The following is a 14,587-nucleotide window of genomic DNA, read 5'->3' as shown; positions in this document are numbered from 1 at the left end:
GTAGAGAAGGGAAGAGAATGTACAGAATGTTATTTGAAAACAAGCAGTATATTGACGTGCGGTCTCCTCAGGAATTCGAAGAATATTCACTTCCTGGAGCCATTAATATTCCTATTTTTGACGATGAGGAACGGGCGTTAGTAGGTACAGCTTATAAACAGCAGGGAAAAGAAAAAGCAATGGAGCTTGGACTGGAAATATTATCGCCTAAACTTCCTTCCATGTACCGGCTGATGCGTGATATCAGTGAAGGAGAGCAGGAAGTAGAAGTATATTGCTGGCGCGGCGGTATGCGGAGCGGATCTTTTGTTTCTTTTATGAATATGATGGGGATTTCCTGCTCCAGGCTACCTGGAGGAATACGGTCTTTTCGAAAAGAAATGGAGAAAACCTTCCAAAGGGAAAAGGAAAGAAAAAGAGAGTATATTGTGTTGTCCGGAGGCACAGGTACCGGAAAAACAGAAATCCTGGATCAGCTGGAACAGGAAGGCTATCCGGTTATTTCATTGGAAGACCTTGCAAATCACAGGGGATCGGCTTTTGGATCGATCGGACTGAAGAAAAGAAGCCAGAAACAATTTGAACTGCTTTTATGGATAAGAGTGAAAGAACTCGAAGATGCTCCTTTCTTTATTATAGAAGGAGAAAGCCGGCGGATAGGCAACATTCATCTTCCGGATTTTATTCAAAATGGGAAATGGTACGGGCATCGCATTGATGTGCAGCTGCCGATGAAAGAAAGAGAAAAAGTGCTGCTGCGGACGTATGATCCTAAACTGTATCATGAGGAAATCAAGTACGCTATTGAGAAAATCGAAAGCAAACTTACGGATGAAGCAAAAGAAAGCATTCATCAGGCCATGCAGGAAGAAAGCTACGATAGAGTCGCTTCTCTTTTACTGGAGCATTACTATGATCCCCGCTATGACCATGCTTATGCCCAGTATGAAAAAGAACCTATGCTTGTTGCTGCCGCTGATATTGGTGAAGCCAAAACAGAAGTAGCTCGATTCATTGAAAGTATTCAAAAAGAAAAAGTGTGAAAAATAACTATATCTGCTATGTAAAAACCTCGCGTCCTGTAAAAAGGATGCGAGGTTTTTTGTTTCATGACGGCATAAAAGATAAATTCTTCAGAAGATAAAAAAACCCTTGAGACCATCTAGATGGCTCAAGGGTTTAAAGTATATTAATCGATAACAGTTACTTCTAGGTTTTGACGACCGAATGATACAGCATCGCCGCGATCCGGCATGAAGATATCAATTCTATTGCCATTGATTGCTCCACCTGTGTCAGCAGCTGTAAATGTACCCATGCCTTCAACTTCAACAGTTGAGCCTAGCGGGATAACATTAGGGTCTACCGCAATAACATTCTGGTTAGGATTGGCACGAAGGTCTACTCCTGTTGCAGTAGTACCAGAGCATCCTGTGCAGAAAGCAGTATATGCTGTAGCTTCAGCTGTAAATGAATCACCAGAAGCTTCTGTTTCAGAACTTGCTTCACTTGAAGATGATTCTACTACTTCCTGAGAAGCTTCTTCTTCAGCCTGAGCGGCTTGTGCAGCTTCCTGCTCGGCAGCTTCCTGTTCAGCAGCGGCAGCTTCAGCGGCTTCCTGCTCTTCAGCGGCTTCTTGAGCGGCAGCGGCTTGTGCAGCTTCCTGCTCGGCAGCTTCTTCAGCAGCAGCAGCTTGTGCAGCTTCTTCTAGTTCGGCAGCTTCTTGAGCGGATTGTTCAGCCTGAGCAGCTTCCTGCTCGGCAGCGTTTTCTGCTTCAGCAGATTCTGCTTCTTCGGCGGCCTGTTCAGCAGCAGCCTCTTGTTCAGCAGCTTCCTGCTCAGCAGCCTCTTGTGCGGCAGCTTCTTCTTGTGCAGCCTGACGTTCAGCGGCTTCCTGCTCGGCAGCCTCCTGCTCGGCAGCCTCCTGAGCGGCAGCTTCTTCAGCTTGAGCGGCTTCCTGTGAGCTGGAATCTTCAGAGCTAGTATCTTCAGAGCTGGTGTCTTCAGAGCTAGTATCTTCAGAAGAAGATTTCTCCTCTACAGGTGCTTTTTCCTTAGAATCAGCTGTGGAAGCTGATGATTTTGGTGCTGGAGCAGCTTCACTTGATGAAGGAGCTTTTGTGTTTACTGCATGAAGAGCACCAAACGTTTCAGGGCCTGCAAGGCCATCAACGCTGATTCCGCTCTTGCTTTGGAATTCTTTAACAGCTTTTTCAGTTTTATCTCCATAAATGCCATCTACTTCGATAGTGTATAGTCCAAGATCACTTAGATCTTCCTGCAGGTTTTCAACAGGCTGGCCTGTTGAACCGTGCTTTAGGACTTCAAGAGCACCAATTGTCTGCGGTCCGGCAATGCCGTCAACAGCAAGGTTATGCTTTTCCTGATAAGCAGTTACAGCTGCTTTAGTTTCTTTACCAAAAGAACCGGATACTGCGCTTGAGTTTAGTGTTCCTTTATCACTTAGAAGCTCCTGAAGGCTTTCTACCTGTGAGCTTTCCTGTCCTTTTTGAATAAGATCGTCTCCGAGTTCGCTTGCTTCTGAGTTAACTGGACCTGCAAAGAAAATAAATCCTGCTGCTACGGCGGGTACGCCAAGCTTAGTCCATGATTTTAGTGTTGGTTGAAATTTCAAAATGTAAAACCTCCATTTAATAGTAATTCGATTTCTATACTGTTCTCTGTTCTCTCTCGACCTTTCACATCTTATCAGCCGGGTTTCTTTTTACGCAACCATAAATCGCCCATTTAAACGAATTGAAATCTCCATGTAATCTGTGCAACTGAACCACAATATTTTAAAAACTATAATATTAATAAAGAAAAACTCTATAGTAACTGGTAAAATGGGATAAAATAAAACAAGGACGTAAATACCCGGGAGCAGAAAAGGAAAGTGGTAATATGACAACAATAAAAGATATTGCACGAATGGCTAACGTTTCAAGGACGACAGTATCAAGGGTGCTTAATGAATCTTCCGCTGTCAGCAAGGAAGCCAGAGAACGCGTTCACAGGATAATAGAAGAAACAGGGTATATTCCAAGTGAAAATGCTAAATCACTGCGGACGAAAAAGACAAAAGTTATCGGTGTTATCCTGCCGAGACTCAGCACAGAGACAACGACGCGTGTAGTGTCAGGTATAGATAAGGAGTTAGGGAAAAAAGGTTTTCAAATTCTCCTCGCAAGTTCCGATTTGAATTTGGATAAAGAAGTCGAGCATATTAAGCTGCTTGAGAGCAGAAGAGTAGACGGCATTATTCTTTTGGCAACCAACACTCTCGATCCCATAAAGGAAGCTGTTTCCGAAGCAAAAGTTCCGGTTATTGTAGTGGGACAGGAGTTTCCTGACGCCATTTGTCTAATGTACGATGACTTTCGTGCTGCTTATGATTTAACAAATTTGTTCATAAAAAAAGCCTACAAAAAAATTGGATTAATCAGCGTGGATGAAGCGGATGAAGCCGTCGGTTTCTGGAGAAAAAAAGGTTACATAAAAGCCCTGGAAGAAGCAGGATTATCAATAGAAGAGAATTGGCAGGCGGAAGGAGCATTTACTATTGAATCAGGCTATACTGCGATGAAAACTATCTGGGAAAGTTCAGACACAAAGCCCGACAGCGTAGTATGTGCAACAGACCGGATGGCAATCGGAGCAGCGGACTACCTTGCACACATCGGAGCAGCAATCCCAGGTGATGTAGGTATTGCTGGATTTGGGGCATCAGAGCTGTCACAGTATGCGAAGCCGGCACTCACTACGGTGGATTATTACAACGAGCAGGCTGGTATAGAAGCGGCAAAGATTTTACTGGAAGAAATGGAAAATCCAGCTGTTAAAAAGAATAAAAAAAATATTTTAAAGTATGGACTTATAGAAAGAAATAGCTTATGATGAGAATGTAATCGATTCCAAAGAGGGGTCGACTATCATTTTACTTCTTTTTGGAATCGATTCCAAAAGAGCTTAAACGGAAACAGGAGGGTGAAAAATGGCAGCTGATAATAAGACAATCGTGAAAAAATTGATTGAAGCAGTAGGGGGAAAAGAGAATATTGCTTCTGTGTCTCATTGCGCAACAAGGCTTCGGATCATGGTTCATGATAAAGAGAAAATTGACCAGGATAGTGTAGAAGATATTGATAAAGTAAAAGGAGCTTTTTACAACTCGGGCCAGTATCAGGTGATTTTTGGCACCGGGACGGTAAACAAAATGTATGAAGAAGCTTCTAAGCTTGGAGTAACGGAGAGCACGAGTTCCGAGCAGAAGCAGGAAGCAAAAAAACAGGGAAATATGTTTCAGCGTGCTATCCGTACGTTCGGTGATGTATTCGTCCCTATTATCCCGGTACTCGTAGCAACAGGACTCTTTATGGGATTAAGAGGGCTTCTGCTGCAGGAAGCAGTGCTTGGGTGGTTCGGCTTAACGCCTGATGACATTTCATCTAATTTGATAACGTTTACAGAAGTATTAACGGACACAGCGTTTGCCTTTCTGCCGGCCTTAATAGCCTGGTCTGCCTTCAGGGTGTTTGGAGGAAGCCCTATTATCGGTATCGTTTTGGGACTCATGCTCGTCAATCCTTCGCTCCCCAACGCTTATGAAGTAGGGGAAGGCGTGGCAGATCCGCTTACCTTTTTCGGTTTTATTCCGGTAATCGGCTATCAGGGTTCTGTTCTCCCGGCATTTATTGCAGGGTGGCTCGGAGCATTGTTTGAGAAGCAGCTTAGAAAAAGGGTGCCGGAAGCTTTGGATCTTATTGTTACACCCGTTTTTGACACTGCTCGTTATGATTTTTCTATCGCTTTTCTTCATTGGACCGGTAATGCATGGACTGGAAAATATAGTGCTTTCCGGAACAGTAGCGCTGCTGGAAGCGCCGTTTGGTATCAGTGGACTGGTTATCGGCTTTTTTCATCAGGTTCTTGTTATTACAGGGGTACACCACGTATTTAACTTTTTGGAGATTCAGCTTCTCGAGCAGTTTGGTGCCAACCCGTTTAACGCCATTATTACATGTGGTATCGCGGCGCAGGGTGGTGCTGCTTTGGCAGTAGGCTTGAAAACAAAATCGAAAAAGCTGAAAGCACTCGCTCTGCCATCTTCCTTTTCCGCATTTCTCGGAATTACGGAACCAGCCATCTTTGGGGTTAACCTTCGATATGTAAAGCCTTTCGTGATGGGATTAATAGGCGGCGGTGTCGGCGGATTTACAGCTTCTCTTTTTCAAATGGAAGCAACCGGAATGGCCATTACTGCAGGTCCGGGTATCCTGCTTTACTTGAACGAACAAATTATTCTCTATATTGTTGTTAATCTTCTTTCAGCAGCAGTGGCATTTACATTAACATGGTTATTCGGCTACTCTGATAAAATGAAAGACGAAATAGAACAGGCGTCATAATATAATAAGAAACACCAGCCGGAAGCGGCTGGTGTTTCTTATTGTCTAAATATCCTTCCTGTGGCAGACTAGAGAAGCACTGCGACGGAGAGGAAGTTGTTAATGAAAGCGTTAATTAATGAAAAGCGATACATAATCTATACCCTGATGCTGGGGATTTACCTTGTTAATATATTTCTTGATCATAATGTTCTGCTTTACATGGCAGGCATTATAGCGATCCCTGTATTTATCATATCATTTGCGGCAGCTTCCAGGCTTTTTAAGATTCTGGGAACTTTTTTTATCGGCGCAGGGGTAATCTTATTTGTCGTCAGCGGAGAGAGTGCTGCCCAAATTCCTATTTTTTTAACATCAAACATGCAGCTGCTGGCTTTCCTGGCTGTACTGCCCTGGATGAATAGTGTTGTTCATGCAGGAAGATTCGACAGAAAGATCAGTCAGCTTTTAAGAGCAGACGTAGATGACCTGGGAAAGCTGTATGCAAGAAGCTCGATTACCTCCTACCTGCTTGTCTGCTTTATTAACCTGTCGGCACTGCCTTTTTCCCAGCAGGTTCTGCAGGATAATTTGTCCGCTGTGTCGAAAAAGCTAAGGGAGTCTTTCGTCAGCCGAACGACCCTGCGTGCATTTGCTATAGCTCTTGCCTGGAGTCCGATGGAAATTATGGTGGCAATTACGATTGATGCGACAGGGGTAGGATACGCAGCTTATCTTCCCTGGCTGCTGCTGTGTTCTCTTCTCGTTCTCGCAATTGAAATGCTGTGGGGGCGTATAGAATTCAGAAAGCATCCTTACACACCGGCCAATCAGAAAATGAAGAATGAGTCGATTAACTGGAAAACATTGATCTTTAAAATTATAGAATTGTTTGCTGCACTGTCTGTGTTTTTGATGGCCGTTCTCCTCATCGGTAATTGGACAGGGTTCAATTTTATATTAACGGTCACTCTTGTGCTGATTCCTTTTTCTATGTGCTGGGCTTTTGTTATTCGAAGATGGCGTACTTTCCGTATCGTAGGCTGGTCGATGTGGAAACAGAGAACGACGAACATGCAGAATTTTGTTGTGTTGTTTCTTGCTTTGGGCCTGTTTCAAGCAGCTTGAATGAGACACCTGTGCTGACATTGATGCAGACACCGTTTGAAGCCGCCTCAGGCTTCCCGCTTGCGATTCTTCTGCTGATCCAGTTTACATACCTGGGATTATCAATGGTCGGGGTGCATCCTATTGCAACAATAGGTATATTGATGGAAATCCTCCCGCCCCTCTATGAAACGATGAACCCATTAAGTATTGGAATCGTATTAATTACCGGCGGGTTGGCAACAGCTACTGTAGGTACATTTGGAATAACAGTAACGATGACAGCGCAGAACACGATGCAGAATCCTTATAAAATCACCTATCGAAACATGCCATTTGCTCTGCTTTATGGAGGCATGGGAACGCTTATAGCGTATTTACTGCTGTAATATAAAATAGAAAGGACGACAGCATATGACCCGAACATATCAAATTGGAATCGACCTGGGAGGTACAAGTCTTCGTACCGCTCTTATAGAAGATAAGAAAACAATAAAGCAGATTGAATCTGTTCCGACGCCAGATAAACCCGAAGAGGGGATAAAGAAGATAAAAGAAATGATAGATTCGTTTGGAAACCATCAGGCACAAACAATTGGCTGCGGAGCGCCCGGGCCGCTTGATCCGTGGAGTGGTATGATGCTGGATCCGCCGAACCTTCCGGGCTGGCACGGATTTTCATTTAAGAAAGAGCTGGAGAATGCAACCGGTCTATCTGTTACGCTTGATAATGATGCAAACGCGGCAGCGCTGGCAGAGCATGAGCTTGGAGCAGGGAAACATGCAGGCAGTATGATATACGTTACTATCAGTACCGGTATTGGGGCCGGAATTATTATAGGTAATTCGCTGCTTTCTGGAGCACTGGGTGCTGCGGGTGAAGTAGGCTTTATGAGAATGGGTCGTACGCACCCTTCACCAAACGATCAGACCTGGGAGCAGGCGGCTTCTGGTACAGCTTTAAAGGAAAAAGCGATAGAGCTTTACGGAGAGCATAGTCATGCAGGAGAACTGTTTGATGCTTATGAAAAAAATGATAAACAAGCATTGCATGCACTTGATCCCATCATTGATTATCAGGCCGCCGGCATAGCTAATATTTATTTAACGATCAACCCGGAGCTGATCGTGCTTGGTGGAGGCGTAATCCAGCATAATCCCTTTCTCGTAAAGGTTCTGGAACAAAAAATAAACGAATATTTGTATAAAAGTTTGAAAGGTAAATGCGTAGTGGTAAAGGCGGAATTAGAAGGTAATGCAGGTGTGATGGGAGCCGGTCTTCTTTCTTCTGCCGAACGATTAGGGTGAATCCCGGCACTTTGTACAAACAAGGTGCTTTTTTATTGCCCGCCCCGTAAAGATAGGAGGAGCTGCAGTGAAAAAAACCGGTGGTATGCGTTACTGATTATTTCTTTATCTGTCTTCTTTTCATTAAGTCTATGGTTCAGTGCTTCAGTGATTGCAGAAGATTTAAGAGAACGATGGGGGCTTACCCCGTTGATGGAAGGATGGCTTTCTGCCGCTGTGCCGGCAGGGTTTGTCGCTGGAGCCTTTGTAAGCGCTCTGCTTGGGCTGGCTGACCGTTTTAATACAAGAAAACTATTTGCCTTGTCTGCGCTGGCAGGGGGGATATTGAACATACTGCTTTTATTTACGGACACGATTGTTGTTGGGCTGCTTTTAAGAATACTTACCGGCGCGGCGCTTGCAGGTGTATACCCTCCCGCAGTGAAATTGATTTCTTTGTGGTTTCCAAAGCAGCGCGGCTTAGCAATTGGTATTCTAATTGCAGCTTTAACCTTGGGTACCTCACTTCCACATGCTCTATTTTTGTTTACAGCTGGTGCCGACGCCGGCATGGTACTGATTCTCAGTTCCGCGCTGGCGTTTACCGCAGCCGTGTTAATGTATGCCGTGCTGGGAGAAGCACCGGTGAAGCCGAATCCTTCTGTTTTTTCGGTAAGGCTTTTGTCTAGTGTTATAAAAAACCGGCCGGTTATGCTGGCTAACTACGGTTATTTTGGCCATATGTGGGAGTTGTACGGCATGTGGACCTGGCTGCCGGCTTTTTTGACCGCGAGCTTTGCCCAGTCTGCTGTCCCCGACGAATGGAGCACGGCTGCTGCTTTTACAGCGATTGGAGCGGCCGGAGCAGTGGGATGTATAGCTGGAGGCTTACTTGCTGATAAAATAGGAAGGTCGCTTCTGACCATTGGAGCGATGGGTATAAGCGCAGCCTGCGCAATAAGTATTGGCTGGACCTTTGGCTCTGCTGTCTGGCTCACTGTTTTGCTGGCAGTCATATGGGGTGCTTCGGTTATTGCCGATTCCGCCCAGTTCTCCGCCGCCGTTTCCGATTTTGCAGAGCCGGAATACACGGGAACCGCATTAACCTTTCAGATGTGTATCGGATTTTTAATATCTGTTGTTTCGATTAATCTGATTCCGGTCTTTCAGACGCGGATGGGCTGGGAGTGGGTGTTTGCTGTTCTAAGTATAGGGCCGATCCTGGGAATGGCTGCTATGTGGAAGGTTAGATCCTACGAAAAGAACTCCATTTCTCTATAAAACAGTGATGGCTTCCAGCAAATAAGAATCTATACTTACCTTGCCTGAAATAGAGGCAGGGGCTTTTTCATTTTCAAGGAGAATAAAAAATCAAATATGCTTGAAACACTTGATAGTAAGCGTTCTCAGCTGAAATATCATGTTTATAATACGGATGGGGTGGTATGAATAGAGAATATACTTAACTAAGAAAAAGGAGTTTTTTCAATGAAACGCTTGGAAAATTACACAACAGTTATTACAGGAGCAGCTACAGGTATTGGCCGTGCGACAGCGAAAGTATTCGCTGAAGAAGGAGCGGAAGTGATCTGTACAGATAAAAATGAAGAACAGGTGAAAGAACTTGCGGAGGAAATAAAGCAGAGCGGCGGCAGAGCTCAGGCCTATGGGCTGGATGTGTCGAAAGAAGCAGAAGTAACAGGATTTGCGGATAAGATAAGAGAGAAATATCAAACGATTGATGTATTATTTAACAACGCCGGTATTGATGAGGAAGGCGGAAAGCTCCACGAATACCCGGTGGAGCTGTTTGATGATATTATCAGTGTTGATTTACGCGGCACTTTTTTGATGAGTAAATACATGATTCCGCTAATGTTGGAAAAGGGCGGATCGATTATAAATAACTCCTCTATGTCAGGTTCAGCCGCAGATCTGGACCGGTCAGGCTACAACGCAGCCAAAGGCGGTGTGACTAATTTAACAAAGGCTATTGCAATTGATTATGGTCGTCAGGGTATTAGAGCAAATGCTATCGCTCCTGGTACCATTGAAACACCGTTAGTATCGGGTCTTGCAGGGACAGAAAATGATGAGAGCGGTAAGGCATTTCGGGATGCCCAAAAATGGGTTACTCCAATGGGCAGACTTGGGGATCCGAGAGAAATGGCAACCATTGCGCTGTTTTTAGCTTCAAAGGACAGTTCTTTTGTGACAGGAGAAACCATTACAGGCGACGGAGGGTTAACAGCCTACACCTGGCCCGGAAAAATGCTCTTTGAAAAAGGCTGGAAAGAAACGACCGAATAATAATAGAAAGGCCCATGCTTCTTTAAAAGCATGGGCTTTCTTTTGTTTATACAATATCGAGCGGCTGCTTCTGCCTTGGGGCTGGAAAGGCATTGTCGAGCTCCTTCAGATCTTCAGCTGTCAGGTTAATACCAGCTGCACGGGCGTTCTGCAGAACATGCTCCTGCCGGCCGGCTTTAGGAATACTAAGCACTTTACCGGAGCGAATGCTCCATGCCAGTAAAAGCTGCAGCTCTGTTACATCATGAGAGGCAGCGACTTTCTTTACAGACGGGTTGGTTAACAGCTGTTGGCGGAGATTTCCGCCTTGAGCAAGCGGGCAGTATGCCATAGCGGGAATGGCCTGCTCCTTCATCCAGGGCAGCAGGCTGTATTCAATGCCGCGGGATCCGAGATGATACAGTACCTGGTTTACTGCACATGCTTCTCCACCGGTGATTTCGCTCAGCTCCTGCATATCTGCAGTGTCAAAATTGGATACTCCCCACCGTTTAATCAACCCCTGGGCTTTCATTTTTTCCATTTCCTCTACAGTTTCCTGCAGAGGAACTCCTCCGCGCCAATGAAGCAGATAAAGATCCAGATAATCAGTCTGCAGCCTGGAGAGGCTGTTTTCCAAAGAAGACTGAAGACGCGCTCTGCCTGCATTGGAAGGGAGAACTTTAGAAACAAGAAAAGCTTCTTCACGGGAGTGTTTCAGTGCTTTTGCAGTAACTCGTTCCGCACGGCCGTCTCCATACATTTCCGCCGTATCAATTACGCGGAGGCCAAGCTCTAATCCGAGCTGAAGTGCCTGAATTTCGTCTTCTTCTCGAGAAGAATCATCTCCCATATGCCACGTTCCCTGACCGAGACTTGGAAGAACTGTCCCGTCCGGAAGAGTCACGGTATGATGCTGAACCTCATTTTTGATAGCTGTCATTTCTTTATTTGTTAATTCCATAGAATAAATCAGTCCTTTGTTAGTTGAATTACATAAGGGATTGCGCTCCATCAAGATAAATTTCAGACCCGGAGATATGCGAAGAATTTTCCGAAGCTAAAAACAGAACCAAATCAGCAGCTTTTTCTGCTTTTGCAGGCTGATTTAATAAAGTATCAGCAGATTCATCCATTTCTGTTTTTACAGGCAGTTCAATCTTTTCGATGCCTTCTGTATAGGTGCGGTCGAATATATTCGTCTCCACATATCCCGGGCACATGATGTTAACACGTATTTTATAACCGGCGAGCTCGAGCGCGGCCATTTTGCCAAATGCCATTTGTCCTGCTTTGGAAGAAGAATAAGCAGTCATTCCCATATTGGAAAAAGTACGGTTTCCATTAACAGAGCTGGTAATAATAATACTGCCGCCATGTTCTTTCATATGAGGGATCGCGTATTTAACGGATAAAAACGTGCTGCGCAGATTGGTTTCAATAGTTTTGTCCCACTTATGCGGCTCCATATCCTCAATTGGAGCAACTGTTCCGTTCATTCCGGCATTGGCCAGCACCACATCAATACGTCCCCATTCTTTAGCAGCTGTCGAAAAGCTTTCCTCCATCTGTTCCGGATCGGAAACATCTGTTTCAAAACAAAGCGCTTCAGAGCCGGCGTCTTCGATTAAACGCTTGGTTTCTTCTGTATCCTGCAGATCAATTAGAGCTACTTTTGCTCCTTCTTGTGCAAATTTAATAGCAGCAGCCTGTCCAATACCTGAAGCTGCGCCTGTTACAACAGCAATTTTATTTGATAATAGTCCCATTTGCTTTCTCTCCGCTTCTACGTGTAGTTGTTTTCTTTCAATACCCTTCTCTGTACTCCTAAAAACAATTCTCTTATACAAATCCTTCTCTAATAAATCGGTTCAGCGCTTTAAACACGCCGATATCAATGCAGATTACGATAACAACGAGAATAACAGGACCGATAATAAATCCTAATGCGCCGAACAGCTGAAGTCCTGCAAATAATGAAACGAGAACAGCTATAGGGTTGAGGTTCATACTTGAAGAGAGAACTTTAGGCTCAACAGCCTGCCGGACCACTAAAATGATTACGTATAAAATGATTAAGCTGACGCCAAGACCAAGGTTGCCTGTAATAATCAAGTACAGTCCCCATGGAATAAGAATAGTGCCGGTACCCAAATATGGAAGAAATTCAGCCAGCCCGATAATCAGGGCAAGCAGGACCGCGTTATCGACCTGCAGAACAAGAAGGCCGATAAACACGATTATTCCTGTGATGCACATTAATATGAGCTGGGCCTTAATATAGCCGAAAACACGAACCCACATTGCCTTATAAAATTCTTTCGCTTTCAAGACAACCTGATCAGGAAGAGCTTTACGAATTCCGCCTGACATTCGTCCCCAGTCTTTCCCGATAAAATAAATAGCGATAAGCACGAACAAGAAGGCGACAAGAAAAGCAGGGATACTGAGGGCCAGCTGGGCTGCGGCATCACCGGCACTTTGGGCCAGTCTGCTGAGTCCTGCTCCAATTTCTGCCCCGATTTCGGGCAGCCCGCCGCCTCCACCGATGCCATCTGCAATGCCGCTGATCTGCTGCCATAATGGAAGAATGGTCGTGTCCAGAAAATCCTGAATCTGATAAAACGCATCTTCCATAATCGCAGGTGCACGTTCAGCAAAGCGCTGAATTGGATCAATAACAAGAAACGTAATGCCGGTAATAATTCCACCAATAACGGAAATACCGACTAATAAAGTGGTTACTGCAGCGATACCGGCGGGGAAACGAAGCTTTGTTTGAAGAAATGTTGACAGCGGCTTAAGAAGCCAGGCAAAAAAAGCAGCGATCCAAAATGGATAAGTAAGAGAAAAAATAAAGGCCGTCGCCCATAGGACAGCAGCTACTGCTCCCATTACAAGCAGTAAACGCATAATCATCCACGCTGTTTTTTCATAGCCTGTTCACCTGCCTTATCCTGACGTATTATATGTAGATATTATTATTTTAGCTCAATTGCAGCTAAATAACACGTTCCCTTCTTTTACGCTTTTAAAAATTATTCTTTTATTTAGAAGGTATTTTCACATAAACAGCTAATCTTTATAAAGAGAAGATGCATATAGTATGGACACTACATAGAGAGCAGGGATACAAATGGATATTAAAGATCACGTGTTTATGGTAACAGGGGGAGCTACCGGCCTCGGCAGGGGGGCTTCAACGGTGCTGGTAGAGCAAGGAGCGAAAGTGGCCATTATTGATACGAATAGTAAAAAAGGAAAACAGCTGGCTGAGGAGCTGGGAGAGAATGCTTTATTTCTAAAAACGGATGTAACATCAGAAAAAGATTCGTTGGAAAGCCTTGAAAAAACGGCAGATTACTTTGGCGGCTTTCATGGTCTTATTAATGCGGCCGGTATTGGAGTAGCTGAAAAAATACTAAATAAGAAAAGTGTTCATTCACTCGATCATTTTAAAAAAGTCGTTGAAGTCAATTTAGTAGGCACATTCAATATGATGAGGCTCGCAGCAGACAAGCTGCGTTACAATGAGCCTAACGAAGATAAAGAACGGGGTGTTATTATAAATACGGCTTCTATTGCAGGACTGGAAGGCCGTATCGGACAGGTGGCCTACAGTGCATCAAAGAGCGGGGTCGCCGGGATGACGCTTCCGGCTGCACGCGAAATGGCAAGGTATGGCGTAAGAGTGATGACCATTGCTCCAGGAGTATTTGAAACGATTCTTTATGATCCGCTTCCAAAAGAAGCGCTTGAACGTTTAGGAGAAAAAGTACCTTTCCCCAATCGGATCGGGAAGTCAACAGAGTACGGAAGTCTGGTTCAGCATATCATCAGCAACCCTATGCTGAATGGCGAAGTAATACGTATTGACGGGGCTATGAGGTTATAAAAGGAGGCAGCTATGTCCAGAGCACTGCTGGTGATTGATTATACGAACGATTTTGTGGCAGAGGACGGAGCGTTAACGTGCGGCGCTCCAGGACGTGAGATTGAAGAAGCCATTGCTGAACGGATAAAGGAAGCAATGGAACGAGGAGAGGAAATCTTTTTTGCTGTAGATCTTCATGAAAAAGAAGAGCCGGATCATCCAGAGGCAGAGCTGTTTCCCCCTCACAATATCAGGGGGGAGCCGGGCAGGGAATTGTTTGGTCAGGTGAACAATTTGTATGAATCAATTAAGGACAATCCAGGCGTACATTGGCTGGATAAAACCCGGTACAGTGCGTTCGCCGGCACGCCGCTCCGCCTTCTGCTCCGCCAGAAAGAAATTCATACCGTTGCGCTGGCTGGCGTATGTACCGATATCTGCATTCTTCATACTGCCGTGGATGCCTACAATGAAGGATTCCGTATTCAAGTAGACCAGGCGCATGTCGCAAGCTTTAATAAAACCGGCCATGAGTGGGCACTGAGCCATTTTAAAAACACGCTTGGAGCTGATGTGCAGCGCTAGCGCTGCACCGATTGATCCAATATTTGAAGCATTTCGCCGATACCCCGTGCCCTGGAAA

At 44.9% G+C, this 14,587-nt stretch carries 13 protein-coding genes and 1 pseudogene; 10 read left to right on the top strand and 4 right to left on the bottom strand.

Annotated features, from left to right (window positions below):
- The first annotated feature begins 17 nt into the window (after positions 1-17).
- Entirely contained in the window at positions 18-1,043 is a 1,026-nt protein-coding gene (mnmH, locus tag MMY81_RS17645) for a tRNA 2-selenouridine(34) synthase MnmH (protein WP_252313888.1), read from the top strand.
- Between the two features lie 146 nt (positions 1,044-1,189).
- Here mnmH and MMY81_RS17640 read toward each other — a convergent pair whose 3' ends face one another.
- Positions 1,190-2,635, bottom strand: coding sequence for a peptidoglycan-binding protein (locus MMY81_RS17640; protein WP_252313887.1), 1,446 nt, complete (start codon positions 2,633-2,635; stop codon positions 1,190-1,192).
- Between the two features lie 269 nt (positions 2,636-2,904).
- Here MMY81_RS17640 and MMY81_RS17635 point away from each other — a divergent pair, with 269 nt between their 5' ends.
- The 7 genes and pseudogenes from MMY81_RS17635 to MMY81_RS17605 all read left to right on the top strand — a co-directional run bounded on the left by MMY81_RS17635 (position 2,905) and on the right by MMY81_RS17605 (position 10,091).
- Positions 2,905-3,897: a LacI family DNA-binding transcriptional regulator gene (locus MMY81_RS17635; RefSeq protein ID WP_252313886.1), complete on the top strand. Its 993-nt coding sequence runs from the start codon at positions 2,905-2,907 to the stop codon at positions 3,895-3,897.
- A 97-nt stretch (positions 3,898-3,994) separates the two neighbouring features.
- Positions 3,995-5,408 (top strand): annotated as a pseudogene (locus tag MMY81_RS17630) (sucrose-specific PTS transporter subunit IIBC).
- 102 nt (positions 5,409-5,510) lie between these two features.
- Positions 5,511-6,515, top strand: a complete 1,005-nt coding sequence (locus MMY81_RS17625; RefSeq protein ID WP_252313885.1) for a hypothetical protein — start codon at positions 5,511-5,513, stop codon at positions 6,513-6,515.
- A complete protein-coding gene (locus MMY81_RS17620; RefSeq protein WP_252313884.1) occupies positions 6,512-6,883 on the top strand; it encodes a hypothetical protein in 372 nt (123 codons plus the stop codon). Before MMY81_RS17625 ends, MMY81_RS17620 begins: the two co-directional genes overlap by 4 nt.
- A 25-nt stretch (positions 6,884-6,908) precedes the next feature.
- Positions 6,909-7,802: an ROK family protein gene (locus MMY81_RS17615; protein ID WP_252313883.1), complete on the top strand. Its 894-nt coding sequence runs from the start codon at positions 6,909-6,911 to the stop codon at positions 7,800-7,802.
- Between the two features lie 24 nt (positions 7,803-7,826).
- Positions 7,827-9,062, top strand: a complete 1,236-nt coding sequence (locus tag MMY81_RS17610; protein ID WP_308215376.1) for an MFS transporter — start codon at positions 7,827-7,829, stop codon at positions 9,060-9,062.
- Positions 9,063-9,269: 207 nt separating this feature from the next.
- Complete coding sequence (locus MMY81_RS17605; protein WP_252313882.1) at positions 9,270-10,091, top strand: SDR family oxidoreductase; 822 nt, start codon at positions 9,270-9,272, stop codon at positions 10,089-10,091.
- Between the two features lie 46 nt (positions 10,092-10,137).
- On the opposite strand, the gene MMY81_RS17600 is transcribed toward MMY81_RS17605, so the two are convergent.
- The 3 genes from MMY81_RS17600 to ytvI form a co-directional block, all read right to left on the bottom strand.
- The gene (locus MMY81_RS17600) at positions 10,138-11,034 is read right to left on the bottom strand and encodes an aldo/keto reductase (RefSeq protein WP_274622844.1); all 897 of its coding nucleotides are present in this window, start codon (positions 11,032-11,034) and stop codon (positions 10,138-10,140) included.
- Positions 11,035-11,062: 28 nt separating this feature from the next.
- The gene (locus tag MMY81_RS17595) at positions 11,063-11,839 is read right to left on the bottom strand and encodes an SDR family oxidoreductase (RefSeq protein WP_252313881.1); all 777 of its coding nucleotides are present in this window, start codon (positions 11,837-11,839) and stop codon (positions 11,063-11,065) included.
- Positions 11,840-11,912: 73 nt separating this feature from the next.
- Positions 11,913-12,983: a sporulation integral membrane protein YtvI gene (gene ytvI, locus MMY81_RS17590; protein WP_252313880.1), complete on the bottom strand. Its 1,071-nt coding sequence runs from the start codon at positions 12,981-12,983 to the stop codon at positions 11,913-11,915.
- A gap of 223 nt (positions 12,984-13,206) precedes the next feature.
- Between ytvI and MMY81_RS17585 the strand changes: the two genes are divergently transcribed.
- Positions 13,207-13,965 (top strand): SDR family NAD(P)-dependent oxidoreductase, encoded by a 759-nt coding sequence (locus tag MMY81_RS17585; protein WP_252313879.1) that lies wholly within the window; start codon positions 13,207-13,209, stop codon positions 13,963-13,965.
- 12 nt (positions 13,966-13,977) lie between these two features.
- A complete protein-coding gene (locus MMY81_RS17580; protein ID WP_252313878.1) occupies positions 13,978-14,529 on the top strand; it encodes a cysteine hydrolase family protein in 552 nt (183 codons plus the stop codon).
- Positions 14,530-14,587 lie beyond the last annotated feature (58 nt).

It is taken from the genome of Sinobaca sp. H24 (genome assembly GCF_023845525.1).
This window is presented reverse-complemented; position numbering and strand designations above follow the sequence as displayed.

Excerpts from the sequence above, each read along its gene's own strand:
- mnmH (WP_252313888.1), top strand. The coding sequence starts at position 18 with ATGTACAGAATGTTATTTGAAAACAAGCAGTATATTGACGTGCGGTCT.
- MMY81_RS17635 (WP_252313886.1), top strand. The coding sequence starts at position 2,905 with ATGACAACAATAAAAGATATTGCACGAATGGCTAACGTTTCAAGGACG.
- MMY81_RS17625 (WP_252313885.1), top strand. The coding sequence starts at position 5,511 with ATGAAAGCGTTAATTAATGAAAAGCGATACATAATCTATACCCTGATG.
- MMY81_RS17615 (WP_252313883.1), top strand. The coding sequence starts at position 6,909 with ATGACCCGAACATATCAAATTGGAATCGACCTGGGAGGTACAAGTCTT.
- MMY81_RS17605 (WP_252313882.1), top strand. The coding sequence starts at position 9,270 with ATGAAACGCTTGGAAAATTACACAACAGTTATTACAGGAGCAGCTACA.
- MMY81_RS17600 (WP_274622844.1), bottom strand. The coding sequence starts at position 11,034 with ATGGAATTAACAAATAAAGAAATGACAGCTATCAAAAATGAGGTTCAG.
- MMY81_RS17595 (WP_252313881.1), bottom strand. The coding sequence starts at position 11,839 with ATGGGACTATTATCAAATAAAATTGCTGTTGTAACAGGCGCAGCTTCA.
- ytvI (WP_252313880.1), bottom strand. The coding sequence starts at position 12,983 with ATGCGTTTACTGCTTGTAATGGGAGCAGTAGCTGCTGTCCTATGGGCG.
- MMY81_RS17585 (WP_252313879.1), top strand. The coding sequence starts at position 13,207 with ATGGATATTAAAGATCACGTGTTTATGGTAACAGGGGGAGCTACCGGC.
- MMY81_RS17580 (WP_252313878.1), top strand. The coding sequence starts at position 13,978 with ATGTCCAGAGCACTGCTGGTGATTGATTATACGAACGATTTTGTGGCA.